Genomic DNA, 26527 nt, shown 5'->3' with positions numbered 1-26527 from the left:
GCAATCACAACAGTTACCCGATTATAAAACCATTTCGGGACTGAGCCTACAATATTTGGAAGCTTGCTTCGGGTTTCTGGATTTAACACAAAAAATGTCTATGATGCTCTAATTGAAAGACTTGCGTCCTTGGAAGGACGTTTCACCCGCCATTTACGCCATTGTGGCTGGCGGGTAGACGGTTTCAACGAACCCTGTTTAGAATTGTCCCGCGGATCACAATCGACCAGTAAACCATCAAGCGAGGCGCCCGTGCCGTCCGACCTGAATCTTGACGAACTGAAGAAGCGACTGCGTGAGGGCGACTACCTCGAAATTTCAACCGGAGGAGGCGCCTACGAGGTTTGGGCCGAGCCTTTTGCCAACCCACCCGCTGTTTACTACGAGGGCGAGCAGCACCCTTTGGCGGAGTTGGATGGAATCGCAGAAAAGATCTTCCGTGAGATGCGCGCCGGCGAAGTTAATTGTCGTTGGGTGGAAGAAGATTAGCGATTGCGAATTTCGTAGTCTCCGGTAATTGCAACCCTATGCCGACTCTCGAAGAAATTGCCAACCTTGAGCGCCGATATCTCCTGGCGACTTACAGCCGTTATCCTCTGGCGATCGCACGTGGCAAAGGTGTCTTTGTCTATGACATGGATGGCCGGCGCTACCTGGATTTTGTCGGAGGCCTTGGGGTCAACGCACTCGGCCACGCTCATCCCAGAATTGTAAAAGTCATTCGCGAGCAGGCCGCGCGTGTGATTCACGTTTCTAATCTTTATTACAACGAATTTCAGGGCCGACTCGCAGAAAAGCTTTGCCAACTCTCCGGACTGAACCGGGTATTCTTCGCAAACAGCGGCACGGAAGCGATGGAGGGTGCACTCAAACTGGCGCGTGCCGCGGGGCACAGTCGGGGCGGCGACCAAAAAAGCAAGGTCGTTGCACTGGATGGGTCATTCCACGGGCGCACCTTTGGGGCGCTCTCACTCACCGGTCAAGAGAAATATCGCGGTCCTTTCGAGCCTCTGCTGCCCGGCGTGAGCTTTGTGCGGTTGAACGACGCCGCTGCGCTGGATCGGGCGGTCGATGCCGACACCTGTGCCATTGTCCTTGAGCCGATTCAAGGAGAAGGTGGCATCCGTGAGTGCTCGCCGGAATTTCTGCAAGCCGCTCGGGCGGCGGCCGACCGAAGCCGCGCCGTACTTATTTTCGACGAGATTCAGTGCGGCCTCGGAAGGACCGGTAGCACATTTGCTTTTCAGCAGACGCCAGTGGTGCCGGACGTCGTCCTTGTCGCCAAGCCCATTGCCGCCGGGCTACCGCTAGGCGCATTTATTGTGCGAGAAGAGCTTGCCGGCGCAATCCCTACCGGGCAGCACGGAACCACGTTTGGCGGTGGTCCACTCGCCTGCCGGGTGGCGCTCGAGTATTTCTCGGTTCTCGAAGAAGAACATCTGCTCGACCAGGTTACCAGGGTGGGAAATTACCTTCAGCAAAACCTCGCCGCACTCAAAGACCGGTTCAAGATGATCAAGGAAGTGCGCGGTCGAGGCTTCATCCAGGCGATTGAATTGGACGTTCCTACCAGGCCGATCGTAGAACAGGCGCTCGCGGAAAGTGTTGTCTTCAATAGCACCCAGGATACGGTGTTGCGTTTTCTGCCCTCTTTCCTGCTGCAGGAAAAGCATGTAGACCGCGGCATTCGCGTCTTGCGCAAACTCCTGGGCAAAGCCAAGTCAGCAAAGGCCGCAGCTGCCCGCGGAAATTGATGTCATCACCCGCGGGCCACTCGCATACCGGGCTCAACCTTCCGGAAGGCATAGAGGAACTCGGTCTGGACCTTCAAGGTTCGCACATCCGCTACCTGTGTGGCGGAACTGGTCCCGCGCTTCTCTTTATCCACGGACTTCTGGGGTACTCATTCTCCTGGCGTTTTAATTTACCTGTCTTGGCGAAGCACAGGACTGTCTACGCTCCCGACTTGCTGGGTGCGGGTTTTTCAGATCGCCCGCCGGGACTCGATTGCTCCCTGCGCGCAACCGCATTGCGGGTGCTCCAGTTCCTTGAGGCATTACGAATTACTGCCTGTGGTGTAGTCGGTACTTCCCACGGAGGCGCGATTGCCATGATGCTTGCCGCCATCTGCGCCCAACAAGATCGTGTAAAGGTTGGGAGACTAACACTGGTCGCGCCAGTGAATCCCTGGTCGTCACACGGGCGGTGGATTACGCGAGTTCTGGGGACCGCGACTGGCGCGTCGCTAGTCCGCGCAGTAGCTCCGCACAGCCAATTCGCCTATGGACGGGTTCTCCAGCGATTGTATGGGGACACTAGCCGCATCCCGCCGGGAACGTTGGAAGGCTACTCCGCCCCCTTCGAAATTCCCGGTGCAATCGAATATCCCCTGTCGGTGGTGCGTACCTGGCGCAAAGACCTGAAGGAATTGCAATTCCTTCTACCAAAGATTGCATCCATCCCCACCTTACTGATCTGGGGTTCGGCCGACCGCGCCGTTCTTCCCAGTTCGGCGTCCCGCCTCAGGGAGCAGTTCGAAAATTGTAATCTCATAATGCTGCACGGTGCGGGTCACTTACCATATGAAGAAATGCCGCACGATTTCAATCGCGCCTTGATTGATTTTGTGGTCAACAAGAGCGGCACCGAGACATTAGACAGTAAGCCGCGGCAACTATGAGAAGCTGTTGCGAGATGCAGTTCTGGAATAAGCATGGGAGAACACCTTTTAGCAATCCTCCGGCAGCACTTCAACCAACACGGCTACCTCACGGTGGCAGTGATGTTGCTGCTGGAGAACGCCGGCGTCCCCGTTCCTGGAGAGACGGTCCTTCTTTTGGCCGGCTTTCTTGCTTTTTCTGAGCACAATTTGCGCCTGCCCTACGTAATCCTGGTAGGAATCGTCGCGGCAACCTTGGGAGACAATCTCGGTTACATCATCGGACATCGCGGTGGCCGTCGTTTGCTCGAGCGCCACCGGCGCTTCTTCCACGTTTCTGAAGCGCATTTTGCGAAAGCAGAGCGCTTGTTCCAGCGGTATGGCACATTCACGGTATTTTTCGCTCGATTTGTTTTTGGTATGCGCATCCTTGCCGGTCCCTTGGCGGGCGTCCTCGAAATGCCCTGGCGGAAGTTTGTACTTTTCAATTTTCTAGGCGCCACACTCTGGGTCACGGTAGTCGCCAGTTTGGGCTATGTATTTGGGGGCCACTGGGACGCCCTCATCCAGATATTGAAGAGAGCAGATCTCGTCATCGCAGCCGCGGTGGTTATGGCGATGATTTTCCTGTGGTTGCGCAGCCGGCGAAGCCCGCAGCAGAACTCAGGCCGATAGTTCCGCATTACTTATGAAGACCAGATTCAAGCAGGTAGCGCTTTTAATCGTGGGCTGGGCCTTCATTCTGATCGGAATCGTGGGACTGTTTCTCCCGGTTCTTCAGGGGATACTGTTCATCGTTATCGGTCTGGTCATCCTCTCCACGGAATATGCATGGGCGAATCGCCTGTTGACCAAATTGCGCACTCGCTTTCCCAAAATCGGCAAATATGCCGACGAGGGCACCGCCCGCGCCAAAGAGTATTTGGCACGCTGGTTCTAGTGACGGGCCAAAGACACGTTGATCCTCGTGGCCGCTGATGCTACGCTCGCCCAAAGAACTAGATGGCGAATACTGCACCGCGTATTCTCTCGAGCCAGCGCTCGAACTCGTCACCACTCGCCAAATTATGGCTTGGGCTGCCTGAAGTCTGGGTAAGATTTCTATTAGCGATTTTCGGCCTGGTCCTCGCATTCGCCGCGGCCATATTCTCCACCCTGGCGCGCCAGTCAGGCGAGGTCCTGGCCACGGCTGTGCTGGCATCGGTTTCGTTGTTGCTCGCTGGGGGAGTTGGCCTGGCCACGGTTCCGTACCTTGCGAGGCGAGTTGCGCTTGAACGGGTGCGCCGGGCTTTTGAGTACGAAGTCACACGTACCGGTCTTGTCTACCTCGCCCTGACGTTGGTGTTGCTGGTGGCTGCGCTTAATACCGGCAACAATCTGCTCTTCGTAATTGTTTCCGCGATGCTCTCGGCGATTTTGATCTCCGGCGTGGCTTCGGCAGTGGTACTTAACGGGTTGGAATTGGATGTCCGACTGCCCGAACACATCTTCGCGGGACGTTCGGCGCTCGCCCGCATGGTGGTGCGGAACGGCCGCCGGTTCTTGCCGGCATTTTCGGTGAGCGTGGTGCCTCCGAAGGCAAAGAAAAGACCAACCCAGCAGTGGCGGTGGGAACCCGGCGTTTTTGCATTTCCGGCGGACCGGCCGCCGCAGCAGCAGTGGATAAGGCTTCCCGATCGCGTCCTCCGCCGGGTGAACGAAACGCCTGACCAGCCGCGCATCTTTGAGGGCCCAGTTTATTTTCCGTATATTCCCGCTCATAGCCCCGTCAATGCCAACGTACAACTGGTGTTCGCGAGCCGTGGACTTTACCTGCAGGACACGTTCGGACTGGCCACCCGCTTTCCGTTTTCCTTTCTGACCAAGACGCGGCGCCTAAAACTTCCTCAACGGATCGTCGTGTTTCCGCCAGTTGAGCCCACGGATGAGTTTTTTGAGATCCTCCCGCTGATAACCGGGGAGTTCGAGTCCTTCATCAGCGGGCGCGGCCACGACCTGTACCGGATACGCCAATATGCTCCGGATGATTCCGCCCGCCACGTGGATTGGAAGGCAAGCGCAAAAGCCGGGTCGCTGCTGGTGCGTGAATTCACTCGCGAGGACGAGCGCAAGCTGCGCATCATATTCGACAATCCGGCGCCGGGAACCGTCTCGGAGCATTCCTACGAGCGCGCCGTCGCGTTGACGGCGTCGCTGGCGTGGCACTTCGCCGGGAGTGGCGCAGACCTGTCTTTTGTTGCGCCTGGTTACGATGGCGCTCCTGATACGTACCGCTTCCTGACCTACCTGGCATCCATTCAGCCAAGAGCAGGGGGTTCCGTGGTTGACAGTCTGCAAATGACCGATGACTACAATCTCATCCTCACCAGCCGCGCGCGGGGAAGCATCCCCACCGCTCTGTGGGCCCGCTCCTATTTCCTGTTTATCCAGGACCGGCCGTGACCCCGTTTGAATTACAGCCCGGCTCGAAGCCTGCCTTCGGGCAACTTGCGCTCCGCTTTTGCCTTCTCTGAATTCTGGATTAGGCATATACTCGGCCCGGTTGTAGCCCTTCTGAAGAGACCGGGTTCGCCGGCGAGGTGGCTTGTGTGCAGTATTCTTGAATTGGTGAAGGAACAGGAGATTTTCTGTGCGGACGTCAACCAGAGCGTAATGGAAGTAGCACAGCAGATGGTGGACCACAATATAGGCGCCGTTCCCGTATTAGACGAGGGAAGGCTGGCCGGTATCTTTTCCGAGCGCGACCTCATGAAGCGGGTAGTTGTCGCAGGGCGTAGTCCTGAGACCACCAAAGTAGGTGAGGTGATGACCGCAAATCCATTGTCCGTCAACCCGGCTGAAGAGTTGGAGAACTGCCTGATGCTGATGCGCAATCACGGTTTCCGCCACTTGCCTATCTGCGACGGCAGCAGTTTGAAGGGCATGGTGTCATTGCGGGACATTTTGCTGCGCGACCTTACCGACAAAGATGACGAAGTTAAAATGATGCGCGCCTATATCCATTCCGCCCCGCAAATTTGAGCCCGGACATCGGCAGCGGTTAGGTAACCACCTAGCCCTAGTTCCCGCGGTACGCGCTAAGTCGCAGAAGCACGCCCCTTTAGCTTTCAATTTCTTTTGCCCCGTAAGATCACTGAGTTACCTCTGAGAGCTCCTTTGGTTACCGGGGTACATTGAACCTACGAGTGGCAGTGATAACTTACAGAAGCGAAATACTAGATCCATGTAAAGCGGCGCTGGAAGGGCGTCAGGGCAGAGAAAACAGTTATGAGTATGTTGCTCGATAACGTGTTCTATCCCCTCTGGGTCTCCCACCCAGTGCTGGAGGCGGCGCTTGCACTCCTCATCCTCAAGCGCAAACTGCTGAAGCGCTATCCCATATTTTTTGTTTACTTGGTGGCTGAAGTGATGGTGTTTGTAACTCTGTTCGCCACCCGCACAAATAATTTCTATTATTACTATTTCTATTGGATCGGGATCGTGATCAGCGTCGGGTTTGGATTCCGCGTCATCCATGAAGTGTTTACGGACGTGCTGCGGCCGTTTCATGCACTGCGCGATTTTTCCGCATTATTGTTTTGGTGGGTCGGAATGTTGGTGCTCTTGATCGCGGCGGTTGCCGCCCTAAGCGGACTGGATAACGGTCCCGGTCTGGCAGCCACCGCTCTACTTAGCATGCAACGCAGCATACGCGTGATGCAATGCGGCCTGGTGCTGTTTCTGATCATGTTTTCCCGGTACCTGGGAATTTCTCGTCGTCATCCCAGCTTCGGAATTGCATTGGGCTTTGGTGCTTTCGCGGGATTAGAATTGGCGGCCCTCGGTATGCATCAGGCGACCCTGATTCGCGGTTCGGCAATGAACATGGTCGCCATGGCGGCGTACGATGTTGCCCTGGCCATCTGGGGTGTCTATCTATTCAAGCCGGTTTTGGCAATGCGCAAAGCCGAGGACATGCTGAGATCGCAACGCTGGGACATGAGCTTAAGCGAACTTACTCACCCTGTGCCGGCTGAATCGCTGCTACCCATGTTTGACGCTATGGTTGACCGAGCTCTCTCGCGCAGCGAGAACAACACTCCGGCCACTGAGAATCATCAGCCGCATCCTCCGGTCGAAACTCCTGCCAGATTGCTCGACTTATCCACACCGAAGCGGGCTGGAAGATTTGTCTCCCAAGCCTTAGCGCCTTTGCACCGCAAAGCATAACCGCGAAATCCTGAAGAGACGCAGTTATTCCGGTATGCTTGTTCTGCGGTCGGAACTACTCTCACCGCATGAAAATTCCGTTTTTTGTAACAAGAAATAACGCTTAAAGTAAAACGTTAATTCTATAAGTGTAAACTACTAACAACATTGATAAGTCAGAGTTTTGTTATTTGCGGAGCGGCGTTGGCGCGGGCTTCTACGCGATAAGTACTTGCATACCAGTTGTATAATCCTTCCCCTGTGCGTTCCTGCGCACAGGGAAAGGAGACTCAATGAAGCGTGCCTTTAGACTTGCTCTGCTCTTGTTGACCTTGTTGGGCGCGTACGTTTCAGTGACTGCCCCAGCAATGGCAGACGGCAATCCGATACCCTGCTCACCCAATCATAGGTTCTGCTAGTTACAGCAGGATCTAATATTGGACAGGAGTTTCGCTAGATCACCGAAGTAATCCTTTCCGTAACCCTCGATCGCTGAGGGACTAAGTTGGCTGCCAGTCGGGTTGCTGGCGGCCTTAGTTATTTTGCTCCCAATGACTAAGTTGCTGAGCTAACTCGGCTGGGTGCGAGATAGGTGGACGACACGAAAAGTCCGCGCAGATCACCGCCACTGAATTTCCTTTTTTGATTCCAGGCAGATTGGGAATTGTTTCCGCCAGTGCGGGCGGAAGATTTTGTGGGGTGACTTCGTTCGGCTTCAACCGGATCACCTGCTTGTTAAATGCGAATGGCGCGATCGCGGCCTTATAGAGCTCATCTGCGCGCTCGTCATCCCCGATGACAATCACCTGAGCGTGCGGTTGTGACATATACACGCCCGCAATTCCATAGGTTCCGCCGAAGATCCCATATTGCTCCGCCACCCCCGCGAACAGGTTCATCGTCAGCTCGGCCTTCTCTCGATAGGACTGATCGTTGGTGTAGCCATGCATTCGTACCAGAGCAATTGCTGCGGCGGAGTTCCCCGCCGGAGTAGGCGAATCCTGAAAAGGTTTCCTGCGGGCGTCGAGCACTCCCAGCCGGTCCTCTTCCCCACGCGACATCTGTGCAGTGTCAAAGAACCCGCTGCCCACTGGATCGTAGAAACGTTCGATCATGGCGTCGGTGATGCGGCGCGCGAAGTTGAAGTAGCTGAGGTCTGATGTGGCTTCGTATGCATCCAAACAGGCCAGCGCAGTAAATGCATAATCATCTAGCAGCCCGGAGACGTTGCGCTGCTTCGCCGAGGGATCGGAATAGGCGATCACGTGATTGAGCCCGTGCTCCGGATTCCACGCCTCGGAGAGAATGCGGTCCAGCGAGCGCAGCCCAAAATGTCGGGCGTCATCCAGGCCTAGCACTCGGGATGATTCCAGGTAGGCGGAGATGAAGAGCGCATTCCAGCTCACGTAAACCGTTTTGTCCAGATAGGGCGTAGGGCGTTTTAGTCTGGCCGCATAAAGCCTTTCCTTGGCCGATGCCAGGAGCGCCCGAACTCGCTCCGGTTGCATGCCGGTGCGTACGGCAATTTCCTCGATGGGCGCTCGGACATAAAGCACATTCTTCGCCGCATTGTGGTGCATCTCGCCCACTTCGTTGATGTCGTAATGCAGGGCGGCCACTTGGAACTCTTCATCGCCGAGAACCGCTTGGGCTTCTTCTCGCGTCCAGGTGAAGTAATCTCCATCGTCGTCCATGGAAAAATCGGCGTCCTGAGATGCGTAAAAGCCGGCGTGTTCGCGATCACTCAGCCATTCATCCGTCCAGCGGACAATGTCACGAGCAACTTCGGCGAAAAAGCTGTCACCTGTCACCTGCGCCGCGTGCACGTAGTTCTTTAGCAGCTCTGAGTTGTCATAAGACATTTTCTCGAAGTGAGGTACTACCCAGCGTTCGTCCACGGAGTAGCGATGAAATCCACCCGCCAGTTGGTCATAGACGCCGCCCTGCGCCATCTTCCGTAAAGTGGTGACAAACACATCCTTGAGCCGATCATCTCCAGTTCGAGAATAGCGTTCGATCAGCAAGTCGAGGATCGCGGGATGGGGAAATTTGGGAGCGCTGCCGAAGCCTCCATGCTGCCCATCGAACATTTTCAAGGCAGATGCCACAATGGCGTCCACGATCGCCGGGGAAAATTTCCCTGGATGTTCTGCAAAAGTCTCTGCCTGTCCGAGCATGGCGCTAACCATGCGCGCCTGCTCAGCGACATCTGCCTGTTTTTCATGAAATGCTTGCGCGATGGACAGCAGTACGCGCTTGAATCCTGGGCGGCCCCAGTGGTCGTCAGGAGGAAAGTAAGTGCCACCGTAGAACGGCTTGCCATCGGGCGTGAGAAATGCGGTGAGCGGCCAGCCCCCTTGCCCGCTGATCGCGGATACCGCCGCCTGGTAGCGGCTATCCACGTCAGGTCGCTCGTCGCGGTCCACCTTCACCGCGATGAAATTCTCATTCACGATTCGCGCGACCTCGGGATCATCGTACGATTCGCGGTCCATCACATGGCACCAGTGACACCACACGGCGCCGATGTCCAGCAGAATAGGTTTGTTATCTCTTTTCGCCGCGGCAAATGCCTCCCCTCCCCATTCATGCCAGCGTATGGGCTGGTGCATAGCCGAACGCAAGTACGCCGAGGAAGCCTGCGCCAGGGAGTTCATCGTCTCGGTAGTCATAAGCCTTCAGTGTATCGCGGGGAAGGGACCACGTGATTCGGAGTAGTAGGCCAGGCAAGCCGGTGATGCGTGCTAAGCGCCGCCATCTCGCGCCGGCATCTCACTTTCGGCAAGGAACCGCTCAAACACTTCATTCGACATCAGCCGCCCGCGCTCAGTCAGCCGGATACGATTCCCTAGGCGTTCCATGAATTCATCCGCACAGAGCTGTGCAATGATTTCTTCCAGGTCCGAATCCAAACCAAAACCCAGAGCTACCTCGTCCAAATCAACGCCTTGATTCAGCCGCAACCCCAGGAAGAATGTCTCTTCCTTCGCACTCTGCCGTGAAACCGGCATTTGGTTCAGCGGAGCGCCAGAAAGAAATCCTTCGAGCGAATCCGGCGCCGAAAAGCGCACCGCTTCGAACTGGCCATCCGCAGCGCGCAGCATAGAATGAGCGTCCACGCCGAAACCGAAATATGGCTCTCGCGTCCAGTATTTCAAGTTGTGCCGTGAATCAGCGTCCGCTCGCGCAAAGTTAGAGATCTCGTATTGTGAGACGCCCCCCGCCTCGAGCCGCCGACAGGCTTCAACATAGAAATCCGCGGTCGCATCTTCATCGGGAACAAAGTGCGCGTGATATCGCGTGCCACCTGCCATTAACTCCCGTCCCAAACGTGAATCCTCATCCACCTCCAACATGTACACACTCACGTGTGGGACACCACTGGTGATCGTTTCCGAGAGAGAGACACCCCAGCTCTGCTCGGTTTGGTGGGGCAAACCGGCGATCAGGTCCACATTTATATTCTCAATCCCAGCCGAGCGCAGCCGCTCAATGTCGTCTAGAACTACGGCTCGCGTGTGCCGCCGTCCCACGGCCGCCGCCTCCGTGTCCACCATCGATTGCACACCCAGGCTGACGCGGGTCACGCCGCAACGAAGCAGCGTCTGCAACATGGGCGGATCCAGAGTTCCGGGCGCGCACTCCACTGTGATTTCCGCGCCTGCCGTCACCGCAAAACTTTCCCGTACCGCTCTGAACAGCCCTTCCAACTGCTCTGGCGGCAAGATCGTCGGTGTGCCTCCGCCCAGGTAAATCGCATCCACCTCGCGATCGAAACGTCCGCCCATGCGCTCAGCGGTTTTCGGCGCCCGGCGCAATTCTTCTACTAACCGGTCCACATATTGTGAGTAGAGCGAGCGCGAAAACACACCCGAGGCGAAGTTGCAGTAGCTGCACTTGGTTTGGCAAAACGGGATAGAGATGTACAATCCAACCGGCATCGCGATACTGATTATTGCAGAGGGCCGCTGGCGATGCATCCGTCCTCAGCGCGCCTCCGTAAGAGCAAGAAGGAGCCAACTGTGCCAATGTTGAGATGGGTAGGTGTGATTGTTTTAGCTCTGGGAATCGCCTCGTTTTTTGTTGGCATCCCTCACCGCGAAACTCACGGTATTAAGGCTGGGGACGTAAATCTGGGAGTCCAGACGCAACACAATGAACGGGTTTCACCAGCCGTTAGCGCGCTGCTCATCGCGGGTGGAATTGGTTTGATGATCGCGGGGGGAGTCGGGCGACGTTCCGCCAGACCCTAGCACCCGGGCCCCTGCCTGCTCTTGACGGAATTTCGTGCCGCCAAGCGTAACCTCAGCGCGCCCATGACATCTCAATAGGAGATCATGTCAACACGCGTCGTCATCACAGGTATGGGGGTTGTCAGTCCAAATGGCATTGGGCGGGAAGCCTTTTGCCGGGCGATACTGGCAGGCAAGAGCGGCGTCAGCCGGATCACACGCTTCGATGCCAGCAACCTGCCGGTGAAGATCGCCGGTGAAGTGAAGGATTTCGACGAGCTCGCCTGGGTTGACCAGCGCGAGCGCAAGCACGTCTCCCGCATCATTCCTCTCGCGCTCGCCGCATCCACAGAAGCGCTGCACGACGCCGCCATTGATTACGAGCACCTGTCGCTTGAGGAAGAACGCGAGATAGGTGTGGTGTTGGGCTCAGGTGGCGGCGCGCAGGAGTTCTCTGAAGAGCAGTACCGGCTCTGGCACAGCGGTCACGTCAAGCAGGTGAGCGTGTTTTGCATTCCCAGCGGCACCATGGGAACTCAATCCAGCGAAGTGAGCATGCGCTTTGGCTTTCGCGGGATGAGCCACGTGGTCACCACCGGCTGCACCTCGTCCACCGACGCTCTCGGCTACGCGGTGCGGCACATTCAGGCAGGCGTGCATTCCACCATCCTGGTGGGCGGAGTGGACGCCCCTATCGCTCCCGGCATCATCAAGGGTTACACCATGTTGCGTGCGTTGACCTCGTCGTGGAATCACGCTCCCGAGCGCGCCTCCCGCCCGTTCTCGGCTGATCGCGACGGATTTGTGCTCTCTGAGGGCGCCTGGATGTTCGTGCTCGAGGATTATGACCACGCCCGCGGCCGCGGTGCCAGAATGTATGCCGAAGTCGCCGGATATGGTTCCACCTGTGACGCTTTCCATCGCGTGCGCATGGATGAAAATGCCGAGGAGCCGGCGCATGCCGTCGAGTTGGCGATGGAGGAAGCGCGCATTACTCCGGAAGACGTGCACTACGTGAACCTTCACGGCACCTCCACCCAGCTCAACGATCGCGTAGAAACCCGCGCGCTGAAGATGGCTCTGGGAAGCCGTGCCGCCAAAGTGCCCATGTCCGCATTGAAGTCGCAGATCGGGCATGCACAGGGCGCTTGTGGCGCGGCCGGCCTGGCCGCAACCCTTGTCGCCATGGAGCACTCCCGCATTCCACCCACCATTAATCTCGATCAGCCTGACCCGTGCTGCGATCTCGACTATGTGCCTGATGTCGGACGGGTTGCCGCCATCGAGCACGCCATCTGCAACTGTGTAGCTTTCGGATCGAAGAATTCGGCCCTGGTGTTAAGAAAGCTCTGAATCATCTCCATCTAGTCACCGCACCCTCTTCTTTTAAATCCCCGGCACTGCCAAAATCGTCTATTTAGGGTAGGCTTGGAGAACCCCAACCTAGCTGATGGCCGACAACATCCACGACGAAGAGGTATTAGGAAAAGCCTATGACAGCCGCCTGATGAGGCGGCTGCTTACCTATCTGCGTCCCTACAAGGTGCAGGTGGCGATCGCGTTGGTCGCCATCATGATCAAAGCCGGGGCCGACGTGCTCGGCCCCTACCTCACCAAGGTCGCGGTTGATAAGTACCTCGCGCCTCCTACCCCTCCCAAGCATTCATGGTTGGGTTCTCACTTAAGCGCCAACGCGATTGCGGGGATCAACCAGATAGCCGGGCTTTATCTCGGGCTATTGCTGGTGAGTTTCTTCATGGAATACGCGCAGACCTATTACATGCAGTGGACCGGCCAGAAAGTGATGTTCGACCTGCGCAGTCAGATCTTTCGCCACCTGCAGCAGATGCACATTGGCTTTTTTGACCGGAATCCGGTTGGCCGGCTGGTCACTCGTGTCACCACCGATGTGGACGCTCTGAACGAGATGTTCACCGCCGGTGTGGTTTCGATTTTTGAAGACGTCATTGTGCTGGTCGCAATTGTGGCGGTCATGATGGGGATGGATTGGAAGCTGGCCCTGATAACTTTTGCCGTGCTGCCGCTCATCTTCCTGGCCACGCTCGTGTTCCGGCAGAAGGTGCGCGATTCCTACCGTCGCATCCGCACCGCCATCGCTCGCATCAACTCCTACCTCCAGGAGCACATCAGCGGCATGACCGTGCTCCAGTTGTTCAACCGCGAGAAGCCCGCCTACGAGAAGTTTGAGAAGATCAACGCCAGCCATATGGAGGCTTTCAAAGATGCCATCATGGCTTACGCCGTTTATTACCCTGTGGTGGAAGTCCTGTCCTCGATCGCGATTGCCTGCGTGATCTGGTTCGGGGGCCGCCAGGTTCGGGCGGTGGCCAGCCTTGGCGTGCTCACCGCTTTCATTCAGTATGCTCAGCGCTTCTTTCGTCCCATCCAGGACATGAGCGAAAAATACAACATTCTGCAGTCGGCGATGGCGTCGAGCGAACGCATTTTCAAACTCGTAGACACGCCAGCACAAATCACCTCGCCCGCGGTGGCACGCACCCCCGCTGGCCCGGGCCGCATCGAGTTCGATCACGTGTGGTTCGCCTATCGCAATGTTCCGGCGGCCAACGACGGACTCAACAACACCGCACTGCCGCCGAGCGATGCCGGAATCACGCACGGCGAACCCGACTGGGTCCTCCGCGACGTCAGCTTCACCATAGATCCAGGAGAGACCGTGGCCATCGTTGGCCATACCGGCGCCGGCAAGACAACCATCATTTCTCTTCTCTTGCGTTTCTATGACGTTCAGCAGGGCGCAATACGAATAGACGGTGTGGACATTCGCCAGATGAATCTCGACGACCTGCGGCGGCGTTGTGGCGTGGTGCTGCAGGACCCGTTCCTCTTCAGTGGCACGGTCCAGGACAACATCCGGCTGGGCTCTTCCTGGATACAAGATGAAGCGGTAGAGCGCGCCGCGGAAGACGTCAACGTTGCCGACTTTATTCGCGCCTTGCCCGAGGGGTTCAAGGAGCCGGTACGCGAGCGCGGCAGCACTCTTTCGACCGGACAAAAACAGTTGATTTCATTCGCCCGCGCCCTGGCCCACGATCCTAAGATCCTCATCCTCGACGAAGCCACTTCCAGCGTGGACACCGAAACCGAGTTTCGGGTTCGCGAAGCCCTGACCCGCATGGTCGAGGGGCGCACCTCCATCATCATTGCCCACCGACTTTCGACGGTGCAGCGCGCGCAGAAAATCATCGTCATGCACAAAGGACGGCTGCGCGAAATAGGCAGCCACCAGCAGTTGCTGGCGCAACGCGGCATCTACTGGAAGCTCTACCAGCTTCAATACAAAGACCAGGAAGTTCCCTCTGCGGCCATAGGTTCGCCCGTCGCTGGCGATGATTGAGTGCGTCGACAAAATTGCGCGTGGAGCCTTGACGCTCAGTCGGGACTTACTCCTCGCAAACTACGCCAACTTCGTGCCCTTCGGATTCGAGACTTTTTATGAGACTGCAGAAATCCTCAAGGATAGCGCGCACCTCGGGCAGCATTGCGCGAAATCCAGAGATGTAGATGGTGTACGGCAGTTCCACCATATTGATTGCCCCATTAACTATGCTGTCTCTTAAAGCGTTGAAATTACGACCGTGCCAGGTAGGTGCTCCGACTGCTTTGAAGAAGGCATCATAAAAATCATCTTCGCTCGTCCAATTTGTCCCGTCTAGATGTAGTTCCTTCATACCTGTACCAATTCCCAATAATTTTCGACGGCGCGCTGACCCTGCTACGAATGATAGACCTTCTCGATTGGCTCATTTTTGCATGGCTGCTATTCTTCCCATCGAGTGACGATTTCAACTGGTGAGTCTCGACCACGTACCAACACTGGCCCAACCAGCATCCTCATATCCGCCGGTGAGGCCTCAGGCGACACCTATGGCGCACAGCTTATCAATGCTTTGCGCCGTCGCAATCCGGCGCTCGAATTCTTCGGTGTTGGCGGGCAGCACATGCGCCAGGCCGGCTGCCACACGATAGTTGACGCTTCTGAAATCGCCGTCGTCGGCATCAGCGAGATCATGCGCCATCTCCCACGCATTTACGCTCGTTTCCGTGACCTACGCCGTGCCATAGACGAACGCCGTCCCTCAGTCGGCGTGGTTATAGATTCTCCGGCCTTTAACCTGCGGGTTGCACGGGCACTCCACCAGCGCGGCGTGCCTGTCTTCTACTATGTGGCGCCACAGTTCTGGGCTTGGCGGCAATGGCGGACTCGCATCATTCGCAAATATGTACGCAAGGCGCTGGTGATTTTCCCCTTCGAACGGGAGTTCTTTCAAAGCTGGGGTGTGGACGCCGAGTTCGTGGGCCATCCCTTGGCCGAGTTAAAGCCGCCCGCCATAGATCGTAAGGATTTGGCCGACCAATATGCTCTCGATCCCGCCAAACCCTGGATCACCTTGATGCCCGGCAGTCGTCCCAAAGAAGTCAAAATGAATCTCGCCGCCATGCTCGACGCAGCACGTCGGCTGGGCGAAGGATACGAGTTTCTGCTGCCGGTCGCGCCCACGCTCAATGGAGAGTTTCTTCGCCGCCTCATCGGACCCGCTCACATAACCCTTGTTGAGGACGCTCACGCCGCGCTGCTTCACTCGCGCGCCGCCGTGGTGGCCAGCGGGACGGCAACTGTCGAAGCTGCCATGATGGGTACTCCATTCGTGATGGTCTATCGAGTTTCCCCCATCACCTTTGCCCTTGGACGGCCACTGGTTAAACTAAAACACTTTGCGATGGTGAATCTGATTGCGGGCGAAGAAATCGTCCCTGAACTGGTGCAGTCGGAATTTACTTCGGGGAAAATAGTTACCCACTTGCAACCGCTTTTGGATGATGGGCCTACGCGGCAGAAGATGCTGGCAGGCCTGGCGCAGGTCCGGGAGCGCCTGCGTTCCAGCACGGCCGCCGGGGAGCAATCGGCAGCCGAGCGGGCTGCAGACGCGGTGCTCGCTGCGTTATCTTAAGAGCTGCGGTTTAGAATAGGAAGGGATGCCGGTCCAAGTTGCTGAAACGCAACTTCTTGGCTGAGACTAACATCCAATGTGAATATCTCCTTGGAGAAATCAATGCAATTGGTTTTCAGGCGGCCTGCCTCGGTGCGGTCTCGGGGTGTACTCGCCCTGCTGGCATTAATTTGCGCCCTGCCGTGGCAGCAGGCTCGCGCGGCTGAGAAGCCCCGCCTGCGGGTGGATGATTATCAGATTGACGCTGAGCTTGTTCCGTCGAAACATCAGCTGGTTGGCCGTGCCGAGGTGAAGTTTACCGCCCTCGAGGATTTGAGTGTTGCGGTCTTCGAACTCCACAATGACCTGAGGCCAACACGCGTGCTGGACGCCGCGGGCAAGACTCTCTCCGCCGAGCGCGTTACCCAGGACTCAACCGTTCGCGTGGCATTACCCGCGGGCCTCTCCAAAGACGCCAGCACCACACTTACCTTCGAATACGCCGGTACCCTGGAGAATGCTGATAACGGCCCAGTATCTGGCCTCAAGCTCGCCTATGTAGGCGACGAAACCTCATATCTGCTCTATGCCGGCCGTTGGTTTCCGGTCAGCAACTACGGCATAAACCGATTCACCGCCACCATGCACATCACCGTGCCGGCGCACTGGGTGGTGATTGGAAGCGGAGCTGAATCCGCTGGCAGTGGTGCTCCGCCGGCGGTCCGCGGACGTGCCGCGCAACGGTCCCAGTCTGGCCCGCAAAAAACCTACACCTTCACCTGGAATAAGCAGAGTTTTCCCGGGACCATTATTGCCGGTCAGTTCCTCGAGACCACGAACAAGTCAGGTGGTTTGAACGTCTCGGTGTATTTCAAACCGACGCACAAAGAACAGGCTTCCGAGTACGCCGACACCGCGGCCCGAGAGTTTGAGTACTTCTCCGGCCAGTACGGCCCGCCCCTCTCTACCAATTTAAAAGTTGTGGAACTGCCTGACGATACTGTTCCCGCGGCTTGGGCTCCGGAAGTTGCTGCCCTCGCCAGTCGTGCTATTACAGGGAAGGTCAACTACCGCCTGCTGGCGAACACGATTTCGCGACAATGGTGGGGAGCCTCTGTGAGCCCGGTTACCAGAGATGACTGGTGGCTCAGCGATGGCTTTGCTCGCTACTCTGAGGCTCGCTACGTGGAATCGGCCGCGGGTTCGGCCGGTTATCAGGAGGCCATTAAGGACATCGAAGTGGGCGCCTTGGCGTATGACACCGTGCCTCTGGCCAGCATTGGCAAGATGGACCCGTTCTCTCCCGAATTCCAGTCGCTTGCGACTGACAAAGGCGCCGAGATCCTGCACATGCTGCGCTGGGTGATCGGCGACTCCGCATTCGAAAACACGATGCGCGTCTTTGCCGTGAAAAACGCCGGCAAACCTGCCCGGGTGTCCGATTTTCAGAAAGAAGCGGAGGGGCATGCTGGACAGCAGCTCACCTGGTTCTTTTCTCAATGGCTCAACTCCACCGGCGCGCCGGAATTCAAGAACAAGTACACCGTCTTCCGCATCGGCCAGGAAAAGGAAGCGCCGGTAAAAACAGCTGCAGCTAAGTCAGAGCGCAAGCCTGGATTCCGCATTGTGGGGCAAATCAATCAGGACCTCGACCTGTTCCGCATGCCGGTTGATCTCAAAGTTGACACCGATGGTCAGACGGAAGAAAAGCGCATTGATGTCGTAGGGACGGATTCGCCCTATACGATTGAGACCTACGGCCGTCCACGCCGCATCGTGATTGATCCCAATGACCATGTGCTAAAGAATTCACCGGATGTAAAGGTCCGAACCGCCATTCTTCGCGGACAGCAACTTGTTCAAACAGGCGACCTGGCGGAGGCGCTGAAGCAGTTCCAGCAAGCCCTGGAGAACAATCGCAACAGTTCACTGGCCCATTACCGAATCGCCGAGGTATTTTTCCTGCAGCACAACTATCAGGCGGCCGCCAACGAGTACCGCGAAGCGGAGAACGGCGACCTTGATCCCAAATGGACTGAAGTGTGGAGTTACATTCAACTGGGAAAAATCTTTGACCTGACGGGCCAGCGTGAGCGGGCACTCGGCGAATACCGTAAGGCCCTGCAGACGAACGATAACACTAAGGGAGCGCTCGGAGAAGCGCGCAAGTATATGTCTGCGCCCTACCAGCAGAAGTCTGGCGACCAACCAGGGCTGTAGGCAAATCAGTCAGTACCAAAAACAATCGGCAGGCTTAGAAGCCTGCCGTTCCTTAGAAACACTTTCTCGGAAAAGCCTATTTGCCCGCTGTCGCCACCGCCCGCACCCTCACGCTCAGGCGGGATTTATAGCGCGCGGCGGTGTTCTCATGAATGATCCCTTTCTGGATGGCCTTATCGAGGGCCGAGACCGTCTCGCGGAACACCTGCTCAGCCTCTTGGGGCTTGCCGCTGGAGAGAGTCTCGCGGAGCTTGCGCAGCGCGCTACGTAGATGTGAACGGTTGTTGCGGTTGCGCTCGGTCCGCTTTTTAGTCTGGCGGGCGCGCTTGATCGCCGAAAAATGACTTGCCATGTGTGCTGATTGACCTCAGAAGAGTTTTGCAGAACTTAAGTTATCTATTCTACGGGAGCCATTCCGCTCGGTCAAACCGAGGTGGCTGTACCCCTGGTCGGAGCGGCAGCGCCATTTCGCGCCCGTCGCTTTGCTGCCTTGGATCATCTTCTCCGCCAATCACTTGCGGGTCTTTCAGGCGCGTACCCTTCTGCCGCTTCATGTCATCCAATAGAGTGTCGGCGAGGTCACTTCTTGGCCACGGTACCATTGACTCAAGCCAACCAGCGGGGTACTCTACCCGCAATGGTAGTTGCTTGCGCCTGGTGGCGAGCATTCCGGCTTACCCCCTCTCTAGTCAGAGCACGTGCCCTGTACGCCAGCGTGGATTCCTTACCGTTTCGTCGGGAACTTCGGCGGTCAATGGCACTCAATTATTGCGCGATTGCGCTGCGGAGGCTAACACCAAACCCTAAATGAAGAAGAATATCGGAATCAGTCCCAACATTGAAACTCTCTTCGGTACTCGTGACGAAAACCTGCACCTGCTTGAAGACGGCCTGAACGTAGCCATTGACTTGAAAGCTGACTCGCTGGAAATTGAGGGCGCCGCCCGCGACGTGGCCCGCGCCGAACAGGTGTTTTCCGATTACGAGCACCTCCAGCGCTCCGGCTTTACCTTCACTAACGGCGACCTTGGCAGCTTGCTGCGCGTGCTTACAGCCGACAGTTCGGCCACCCTGCGTGGCTTGGCGGAGGCGGGCAAGCAGCGCTCTTTTGGTCGGCGCACGGTCCAGCCCAAGAGCATTAACCAGCGCCGCTATCTCGAAGCCATTGAAAAGTTCGACATGGTTTTCGGGATCGGTCCGGCGGGCACGGGCAAAACGTATTTGGCGGTTGCGATGGCCATTTCCGCCCTGCTTGCTAAGCGGGTGAACCGGATCATTCTGGCGCGTCCGGCAGTAGAGGCCGGTGAGCGCCTCGGATTTCTTCCCGGCACACTGCAGGAGAAGGTTGATCCCTACCTGCGTCCTCTTTACGACGCCCTCTACGACATGCTGGAGCCAGAGAAGGTGGACCGGTATCTGGAGAAGAACGTCATCGAAATCGCGCCCATTGCCTTCATGCGCGGGCGAACGCTGAATGATTCCTTCGTCATCCTCGATGAGGCACAGAACACCACCTCCGAGCAGATGAAGATGTTCGTGACTCGCCTGGGCTTCAACTCCAAGGCGGTGATCACCGGCGACATCACGCAGATTGACCTGCCCAGCTTCCGGCGTAGTGGTTTGCTGGAAGCCGTCGACATACTTAAGAATGTAGATGGTATTTCGTTCCTGTATTTTGATGAGAGCGACGTGGTTCGCCATCAACTGGTGCAACGCATCATTCGCGCCTATGATGAGCACAAGGTGAGGGTGGCGGAAGAGCAGATGTCGCTGTCACTGGAGGGCAAGGGCAGCAATGGAAATGGCAGGGCCAGCGTGCCTTCGGCAATGCACGAGAAACACTTCGCGACCGAGGAAGAGCACGCCCAGGACTAAGCGGAAGGGAATTCTGCGGGAGGGCCCGATAAAGGGTTCTCCCGTTTATTTTTGAGAGCACGTGGTCCTCATTCGCCAACAGAGTTCACAGATGAGTATGCGGACGCTGGCGCGCTTCTTAGCGCGAGCCCGCAACGCCGCAGGATTGCGCGGCGACGTCAACGTGCTGGTTACTTCCAGCCGCCAGTTACGGCAGTTGAACCGCCGCTATCGGGGGAAAGATAAGGCCACGGATGTACTCTCATTTCCGGCAGGGTCACATGAAAACGGCTTCGCTGGGGACATTGCCATCGCCGCAGAGATTGCGGCGCAGAACGCTCGCCGGTACGGCCACAAGCCTGCGGATGAGTTGAAGATCCTTACCCTCCACGGCATCTTGCATCTCGCGGGATACGATCACGAACGCGACAACGGACGCATGGCAAGGCGCGAAGCTCAACTTCGCGTCAAACTGGGCTTGCCCGCCTCGCTGACGGAGAGATCTGCCGCTGCCCGTTCCAGTCACCGGAAGCCTGGTCCACGGACATCGGCCAAGCGAAGCACGCGACCGTCCCGAAGCAAGGCAGGCGCCCGATGAGCTTTCCATTGGCCATCCCCATCCTGGTGGCGCTCGGGTTGCTCACCTTGGTCTCTTATGTGGACCGCATCTATACCGAGATCGGTAAATTTCTCTCCCGCGAATTCCAGGAAAACATAGACGTTTACGAGCAGCGGGTGGAGCCACGGCTAGGAGTGAGCCGGGAACGGGCGGCGCTCTCCATGGCGGTTCTTACCCAGCTCACCACCGCAGCAATCGCCCTAATGGTGGGATATGCAATCTTCCACGATGGCCGCTGGAACTCTGCCGAAATTTTCCAGGCCGCGGTTAGCCTCATCCTGATCGTCATCGTCTGCAATCAGTTGCTGCCCTTTGTTTTCTTCTCTCGAACCCAAGGCACATGGTTGGTATCGCTTACCCCGGTATTGCGTGTGCTCATTTATTTGGTCATGCCGATTACCCTTGTGATTGGCTTCTGCGAATCTGTGGCTGCCTTAACTCGTGAGCACGGTGAAGAAGCGCCGGACCATCCTGCAGAGGCGGTTGATGCGCTGATTGAAGCAGGACAGGAAGAGGGCATTCTCGAGGAGTCCGATCGCGACCTCATTCAGTCGGTAGTTGAGTTCGGCGATAAGACCGTCCGCGAGGCAATGACTCCACGCCCTGCCATGGTCGCAGTTCCCACCGATACTACGGTGGAGCAGTTCATTGATCTATTGGGATCAAAGCGGTTTTCTCGGGTTCCGGTTTACGAGGGCACCCTCGACAACATGAAGGGTATTGTATTCGCCCATGATGTGTTGCAGGTCGCCGACTCCGAGGCGCGCACTCGGACGGTAGCCAGCATCATGCATACTGATATCTATTTTGTTCCTGAAAGCCGTCGCACCAGTCATCTACTGCGAGACATGCAGAAAAACAATGTTCGGATGGCAATTGTGATTGACGAATACGGCGGCGTCGCCGGATTAGTAACAATCGAAGATTTAGTGGAAGAGATCGTCGGCGAAATCCGCGACGAGCACGAAGCCAAGAGTGATATTGTTCGCGAGCCCGACAACTCTTATCTCGTGCCCGGCAACATGGATGTGGACCGTTTGGACGATCTTTTCGGCATCCGGCCCGAGGGCAGGGAAGCAACCACTGTCGCCGGACTGGTCAGCGAGATTCTGGGGCACATTCCCCAAAAAGGGGAGATCGTCGAAGACGACGGCCTGCGCTTCGAAATTCTGGAATCTACTGACCGGCGAGTCGAGCGCCTGCGCGTCAGCACTCGCCAGCCCTCCGAGCCTCAACAAATGAATCTAATGTAGTGTCGGGCCGGTCTTCCGCCGCAGAGTACTTCCTATGGCCTTACGTTCAGGTTTTGTCTGCATCCTCGGTCGTCCCAATGCCGGCAAGTCCACGCTGCTGAATGCGCTGGTAGGCGAGAAACTCGCCATCGTTACCAGGAAACCCCAGACTACGCGCAATCGCGTTCAGGGAATCATCAACCTGCGGAAACGTGGTGCCCGGCCTGCCGCTCAAATCGTGCTGATTGACACTCCTGGTGTTCACAAGCCAGATAGCGCTCTCGGCCGCAAGATGATGGTTGAAGTTCGGGAAGCGCTCGAGGGTTGCAACCTGGTGCTGCTGATCGTGGACGTAACCCAGAAGTTTCCCGAAGCTGACACTTTCGTCTTGGATATGGCAAAGCAGGCAGGTACGCCTGTATTCCTGCTGCTCAACAAAATTGACCGCATCCGCAAAGACGAACTATTGCCGATCATTGAGCGTTATCGAACTTTGTTCGATTTTCGCGAGGTGATTCCTATTTCCGCTCTGCGTCGCGAGGGGCTCGATCTCTTGATGGACAAGCTCGTCGAAGCTTTACCCGAGGGGCCACGCTACTTTCAGGGAGACGAAGTCACCGATCAGCCCGCGCGTTTCATGGCGGCTGAAATCATCCGCGAGCAGGTGCTACTGGCCACCGGCGAGGAGGTGCCATACGCGACTACCGTCATCATTGAGGGCTTCGAAGAGAAGCCCAAGCTCACTCGTATTTCGGCAACGATTTACTGCGAGCGATCCGGGCAGAAAGCGATCCTCATCGGTCGCGGCGGACAGATGCTGAAAAGAATTGGCACCAAGGCGCGGCTGGAGATCGAGTCCATGCTGCAGACTAAGGTTTTTCTCGAACTGTTCATCAAAGTGCGTGAAGGCTGGCGCAACTCCCGCGAATTCGTGGATGACCTCGACTGGCGCCGCCAACTGGAGCGCATCGCCCGCAACCAATAACTAGAGCTATTCCTTTACCGCGATCCCTAATGACTTCATCTTGCGATAAAGGTGGCTTCGCTCCAACCCCAGCACTTCCGCGGTGCGACTCACGTTGCCGTGGTTATCATCTAGTTTCTTAAGAATGTAATCTCGCTCATAGGCCGCGCGCGCCTGGTGTAACGTTGAAGCATCTCCCAGCGAGCGGCGGCTCCCATCGCGGTAAACCAGCGGCGGCAGGTGCTTGCGGTCAAGCCGGTTGACGGTAGGGTTCATGATCACAATGCGTTCCATCACGTTGCGCAGTTCGCGCACATTTCCCGGCCAGGAGTAACGCATCAAAGTCTCTATCGCATCATCCGTGACTTCCCGCGGGCGACGTCCGTAGCGGACCGAAAATTCTTTCAGAAAATGCCGGGCCAGCAGTGGAATGTCCTCCTTGCGCTCGCGCAGAGGCGGGACAGAGAATGGAATAACATTCAGGCGGTAAAACAAGTCTTCCCGGAAGTTTCCTTTTGAAATCTCATCCTCAATGTCTTTGTTTGTGGCGGCGATCACCCGCACGTCCACGGTGATGGCTTCGTCACTTCCTACCGGGGTAAAGCGCTGCTCGTCCAGGGTGCGCAGCACTTTTGCCTGGGTCTTCAGGCTCATATCGCCGACTTCGTCCAGAAACAGTGTTCCTCCGTTGGCTTTCTGGAATTTGCCGTCCTTTTCGCTGGTTGCACCGGAAAAAGAACCCTGGCGATGACCAAATAGTTCGCTCTCAATCAATTCTTCAGGGATGGCTGCACAATTAACCTCAACAAATAGCGCGTCCTTGCGCAGACTCTGCGCATGAATAGCATGCGCGGCCAATTCTTTGCCGGTCCCTGACTCACCGTAGATCAGCACTCGCCCGTTGGTAGGCGCCATCAAACCGATCTGTTGTCGCAGCGCCTTCATAGGAATACTGTCGCCCACGATGACGCTCTTGGCGGTCAGTTGCTTCTTCAAGTCGCGATTCTCGCCCCGAAGCTTGCGGGCTTCGATCGCGTGCTTCACCAGGATCAGGGTTTTTTCCAGAGACAGCGGTTTCTCGAGGAAGTCGTACGCTCCCAGCTTGGTGGCACGAACCGCGGTCTCGATGGTGCCATGCCCGGAGATCATGATCACCTCGGGGCCGTCTTCCAGATCTTTGATCTTCTGCAGGGTCTCCAGGCCGTCGATTCCCGGTAGCCACACGTCAAGCAGCACCAGATCGAATGACCGCTTTCGCAGAAGTTCCAGGCAGGCTTCGCCGCTTGCCGCGGCTGCGGCCTTGTAGCCTTCATCCTCCAGCACTCCTTTCAGCGACTGCTGAATGCTGGATTCGTCATCTACGATCAGGATGTTATGCATGCGCTCCAGAAACGGGAGCACCGGAACCAGACGCGCGTGAGGAGCTCACGCCCTCCGTGGCCAGGGGAAGTTCCACAATAAACCGTGCTCCAACGGGATCGTTTTCTTCCACGCGGATGGACCCATGATGGTCCTCGATAATTCGGCTTACGATGGCAAGACCTAATCCCGTTCCTCGCTTCTTGGTAGAAAAATACGGCAGAAACAGCTTTTCCTTCAATTCTGGCGTGACTCCGGGACCGGTATCAGCCACCACTACTTCCACCGCATCCTTACTTGGCAGCAAGGCAGTCGAGATCTGCACCTCGCGCAACAGGCTGTCCTCCGTAGCTTCTGCGGCATTGTCCACCAGGTTGGCTAGAGCGCGCTTCAGTGCTTCGCCGTCCGCCATCACCTTCGGCAGTCCCGGTGCAAGCGCCGTGCGTACCTTAACTTTATCGAGCCTGCCATTGAACATGGAGAGCACGCTCTCCACAATGGCATTAATGTTTGCTGGAGTCGGCTGGGCGGTAGGAAAGCGGGCCAAGGCGGAGAATTCATCCACCAGACTACGCACCGTCTCTACAGCGCCGGCAATAGTATCGGCGCAGCTATGAATAATGGAGAGGGAAACCGGATCGGGCTTGGCGCCGCGCTCCAAATGCCGCAGGATGCGCTCCGCGGAAAGAGCAATCGGGGTGAGCGGATTCTTGATCTCGTGCGCCACGCGCCTGGCCACTTCGCGCCAGGCTGCCTGCTTCTGTGCCTTCAACAGGTCTGAGAGGTCTTCAAACACCACTACATAGCCGAGCTGCCGGTCCTCGTGTTGCAATGCGGCGACCGTGACTGCAAGGTTCAGGGTGGCGCGTTGCCAGCTAAGTTCCAGCTGGCTGGAGGTCATTCCCATGCGATCGGCCCGGCGCAACAGTGGTTCCATGTCTTCCATCACTTCCGGGCTAAAAACCTCGTTCAACAATGCTCCCACTTGAAAGTGTGCGCCCTGCTGCCTTCGAGTGGCTCCAAAAATCCGCTGCAGAGCCACATTGACGTGGGTGACTCGTTTCTCTGCGTCTAAAGAGAGCACACCGGTGGGAATGCTCTCCAGGATTGTCTCCATGTGGCGGCGCCGCTGTTCAAGCGCGATGTTCGCATCTTTCAAATCGCGGCTGGAGGCAACGATCTGCTGCCGGCTGGCTTCCAGATCACCCGCCATGCGATTGAATGACTCCACCAATTCGCCCAATTCATCCGAGGCCGCCACTTGCACGCGGTGATCCAATCTTCCGCGAGAGATCTGCTGGGTTGCTTCGGCGAGCGCGGCCACGGGCCGGGTGACGAGTTTCGAAAGAAACAGTGCAAACCAGGTGGACGCGAACAACACTACCACGGTAAGTAGCAGCAACTCTCCCACGTAGGTGCGGCGAACCAGCCGGCGTTTTTGAATCAGCTCAAAATAACGCTGCTGGCTTGCCTCGATCTGCTTCACCGTGTCAGAAAAAGCGCTTGGCAATGGCATGGCGACCAGAATGGTGCCACGCGCACCCACACGGGCGCTCCCCAAGATGTATTCCTTGTCTCCGAAACTGAAGTGCGCCGGCTCTCCCGCGGCGGCTTCGCTGAGCGGCATCCTCGACTCCAGCGCTGGCCAGCCATCGGGGGCGTGCAGGCTGGCCTCTGCCCGCCCCTCCGAAATCGCAAACACAAATCCTTTTTGCAAAGTGATTTCGTGTTCTCGAAAGACATTTACCACCCCGGCAAAGTTGCCGCCTTCAAAAGCTTTGACCGTCTCCGGCGCAGCCGCAATTGACTGGGCTTCGGCGCGTACATTTTGAGAGGCGTACTTCGAGAGCAACCGCGTCATGGCTTCAGTGTCTTCACGCACCTCCTCCACCGGCCTGGAAAACCACTTGTCAATGGAGCGATTCATCAATCCGTAGGCGAACAGGAAAAGAAAAATCACCGGCGCGAACGAGAGCGCCAGGGCCCCCACCACCATCTTGGTCCGGAACTTCGAGCCCAGTACTCCCACCCGGCGTTCCGCAAACAGCTTTACCAAGGTACGCACAAGGACAAACGACAGCACCAAAAGCAACAGAAAGATGATCGCCGAAAGGGTGGCGAAAACCAGTGTTTGCTCGCTGCTGGTAGGTCGCAAAAATGGCAGGTCGAAGGAGGCCTGCGACAGCATGAAAGAGGCGAGCAGGCCGATGCACCCAGCCAGCAACAT

23 protein-coding genes are annotated in these 26527 nt (G+C 57.0%); 17 read left to right on the top strand and 6 right to left on the bottom strand.

Annotated elements, in window-relative coordinates; all coding sequences use genetic code 11:
* Nucleotides 1-252: 252 nt before the first annotated feature.
* The 8 genes from VFA76_01265 to VFA76_01230 all read left to right on the top strand — a co-directional run bounded on the left by VFA76_01265 (nt 253) and on the right by VFA76_01230 (nt 6868).
* Entirely contained in the window at nt 253-489 is a 237-nt protein-coding gene (locus VFA76_01265) for a hypothetical protein (protein ID HZR30466.1), read from the top strand.
* 38 nt (nt 490-527) lie between these two features.
* A complete protein-coding gene (locus VFA76_01260) occupies nt 528-1754 on the top strand; it encodes an aspartate aminotransferase family protein (protein ID HZR30465.1) in 1227 nt (408 codons plus the stop codon).
* Nucleotides 1754-2680, top strand: a complete 927-nt coding sequence (locus tag VFA76_01255) for an alpha/beta fold hydrolase (GenBank protein ID HZR30464.1) — start codon at nt 1754-1756, stop codon at nt 2678-2680. The genes VFA76_01260 and VFA76_01255 overlap by 1 nt, the downstream gene beginning before the upstream one ends.
* A gap of 33 nt (nt 2681-2713) precedes the next feature.
* Entirely contained in the window at nt 2714-3334 is a 621-nt protein-coding gene (locus VFA76_01250; protein ID HZR30463.1) for a DedA family protein, read from the top strand.
* A 13-nt stretch (nt 3335-3347) separates the two neighbouring features.
* A complete protein-coding gene (locus tag VFA76_01245; GenBank protein ID HZR30462.1) occupies nt 3348-3599 on the top strand; it encodes a PGPGW domain-containing protein in 252 nt (83 codons plus the stop codon).
* 62 nt (nt 3600-3661) lie between these two features.
* Entirely contained in the window at nt 3662-5101 is a 1440-nt protein-coding gene (locus VFA76_01240) for a DUF58 domain-containing protein (protein HZR30461.1), read from the top strand.
* A gap of 144 nt (nt 5102-5245) precedes the next feature.
* On the top strand, nt 5246-5680 hold the full coding sequence (locus VFA76_01235; protein ID HZR30460.1) for a CBS domain-containing protein: 435 nt from the start codon (nt 5246-5248) through the stop codon (nt 5678-5680).
* 246 nt (nt 5681-5926) lie between these two features.
* Nucleotides 5927-6868: a hypothetical protein gene (locus VFA76_01230; GenBank protein ID HZR30459.1), complete on the top strand. Its 942-nt coding sequence runs from the start codon at nt 5927-5929 to the stop codon at nt 6866-6868.
* A gap of 512 nt (nt 6869-7380) precedes the next feature.
* On the opposite strand, the gene VFA76_01225 is transcribed toward VFA76_01230, so the two are convergent.
* Entirely contained in the window at nt 7381-9519 is a 2139-nt protein-coding gene (locus tag VFA76_01225; protein ID HZR30458.1) for a thioredoxin domain-containing protein, read from the bottom strand.
* A gap of 72 nt (nt 9520-9591) precedes the next feature.
* Nucleotides 9592-10788: a radical SAM family heme chaperone HemW gene (gene hemW / locus VFA76_01220; GenBank protein HZR30457.1), complete on the bottom strand. Its 1197-nt coding sequence runs from the start codon at nt 10786-10788 to the stop codon at nt 9592-9594.
* Between the two features lie 81 nt (nt 10789-10869).
* Between hemW and VFA76_01215 the strand changes: the two genes are divergently transcribed.
* The 3 genes from VFA76_01215 to VFA76_01205 all read left to right on the top strand — a co-directional run bounded on the left by VFA76_01215 (nt 10870) and on the right by VFA76_01205 (nt 14458).
* Nucleotides 10870-11100, top strand: coding sequence for a hypothetical protein (locus VFA76_01215; protein ID HZR30456.1), 231 nt, complete (start codon nt 10870-10872; stop codon nt 11098-11100).
* A gap of 84 nt (nt 11101-11184) precedes the next feature.
* Entirely contained in the window at nt 11185-12432 is a 1248-nt protein-coding gene (locus VFA76_01210) for a beta-ketoacyl-[acyl-carrier-protein] synthase family protein (protein HZR30455.1), read from the top strand.
* 97 nt (nt 12433-12529) lie between these two features.
* Complete coding sequence (locus VFA76_01205; GenBank protein ID HZR30454.1) at nt 12530-14458, top strand: ABC transporter ATP-binding protein; 1929 nt, start codon at nt 12530-12532, stop codon at nt 14456-14458.
* A 46-nt stretch (nt 14459-14504) separates the two neighbouring features.
* Here VFA76_01205 and VFA76_01200 read toward each other — a convergent pair whose 3' ends face one another.
* Entirely contained in the window at nt 14505-14792 is a 288-nt protein-coding gene (locus VFA76_01200; protein ID HZR30453.1) for a barstar family protein, read from the bottom strand.
* A 105-nt stretch (nt 14793-14897) separates the two neighbouring features.
* Between VFA76_01200 and lpxB the strand changes: the two genes are divergently transcribed.
* On the top strand, nt 14898-16073 hold the full coding sequence (gene lpxB, locus VFA76_01195; GenBank protein HZR30452.1) for a lipid-A-disaccharide synthase: 1176 nt from the start codon (nt 14898-14900) through the stop codon (nt 16071-16073).
* A gap of 102 nt (nt 16074-16175) precedes the next feature.
* Nucleotides 16176-18272: a M1 family aminopeptidase gene (locus VFA76_01190; protein ID HZR30451.1), complete on the top strand. Its 2097-nt coding sequence runs from the start codon at nt 16176-16178 to the stop codon at nt 18270-18272.
* Between the two features lie 76 nt (nt 18273-18348).
* Here the strand turns inward: VFA76_01190 and rpsT are convergent, their stop codons facing one another.
* Nucleotides 18349-18624 (bottom strand): 30S ribosomal protein S20, encoded by a 276-nt coding sequence (rpsT, locus tag VFA76_01185; GenBank protein HZR30450.1) that lies wholly within the window; start codon nt 18622-18624, stop codon nt 18349-18351.
* A gap of 455 nt (nt 18625-19079) precedes the next feature.
* Here rpsT and VFA76_01180 point away from each other — a divergent pair, with 455 nt between their 5' ends.
* The 4 genes from VFA76_01180 (at nt 19080) to era (ending at nt 22962) form a co-directional block, all read left to right on the top strand.
* A complete protein-coding gene (locus tag VFA76_01180; protein HZR30449.1) occupies nt 19080-20147 on the top strand; it encodes a PhoH family protein in 1068 nt (355 codons plus the stop codon).
* 91 nt (nt 20148-20238) lie between these two features.
* The gene (gene ybeY / locus VFA76_01175) at nt 20239-20724 is read left to right on the top strand and encodes an rRNA maturation RNase YbeY (protein HZR30448.1); all 486 of its coding nucleotides are present in this window, start codon (nt 20239-20241) and stop codon (nt 20722-20724) included.
* The gene (locus VFA76_01170; GenBank protein HZR30447.1) at nt 20721-21998 is read left to right on the top strand and encodes a hemolysin family protein; all 1278 of its coding nucleotides are present in this window, start codon (nt 20721-20723) and stop codon (nt 21996-21998) included. Before ybeY ends, VFA76_01170 begins: the two co-directional genes overlap by 4 nt.
* Before the next feature lie 34 nt (nt 21999-22032).
* Nucleotides 22033-22962: a GTPase Era gene (gene era / locus VFA76_01165; GenBank protein ID HZR30446.1), complete on the top strand. Its 930-nt coding sequence runs from the start codon at nt 22033-22035 to the stop codon at nt 22960-22962.
* A 6-nt stretch (nt 22963-22968) separates the two neighbouring features.
* Here the strand turns inward: era and VFA76_01160 are convergent, their stop codons facing one another.
* On the bottom strand, nt 22969-24321 hold the full coding sequence (locus tag VFA76_01160; protein HZR30445.1) for a sigma-54 dependent transcriptional regulator: 1353 nt from the start codon (nt 24319-24321) through the stop codon (nt 22969-22971).
* Nucleotides 24314-26527: an ATP-binding protein gene (locus VFA76_01155; protein ID HZR30444.1), complete on the bottom strand. Its 2214-nt coding sequence runs from the start codon at nt 26525-26527 to the stop codon at nt 24314-24316. Before VFA76_01155 ends, VFA76_01160 begins: the two co-directional genes overlap by 8 nt.

The organism is Terriglobales bacterium, assembly GCA_035651655.1.
GTDB lineage: Bacteria > Acidobacteriota > Terriglobia > Terriglobales > Acidobacteriaceae > DASRFG01.
Note: the sequence above shows the minus strand (reverse complement) of the source record. Positions and strands in the feature narration are given on the sequence as shown.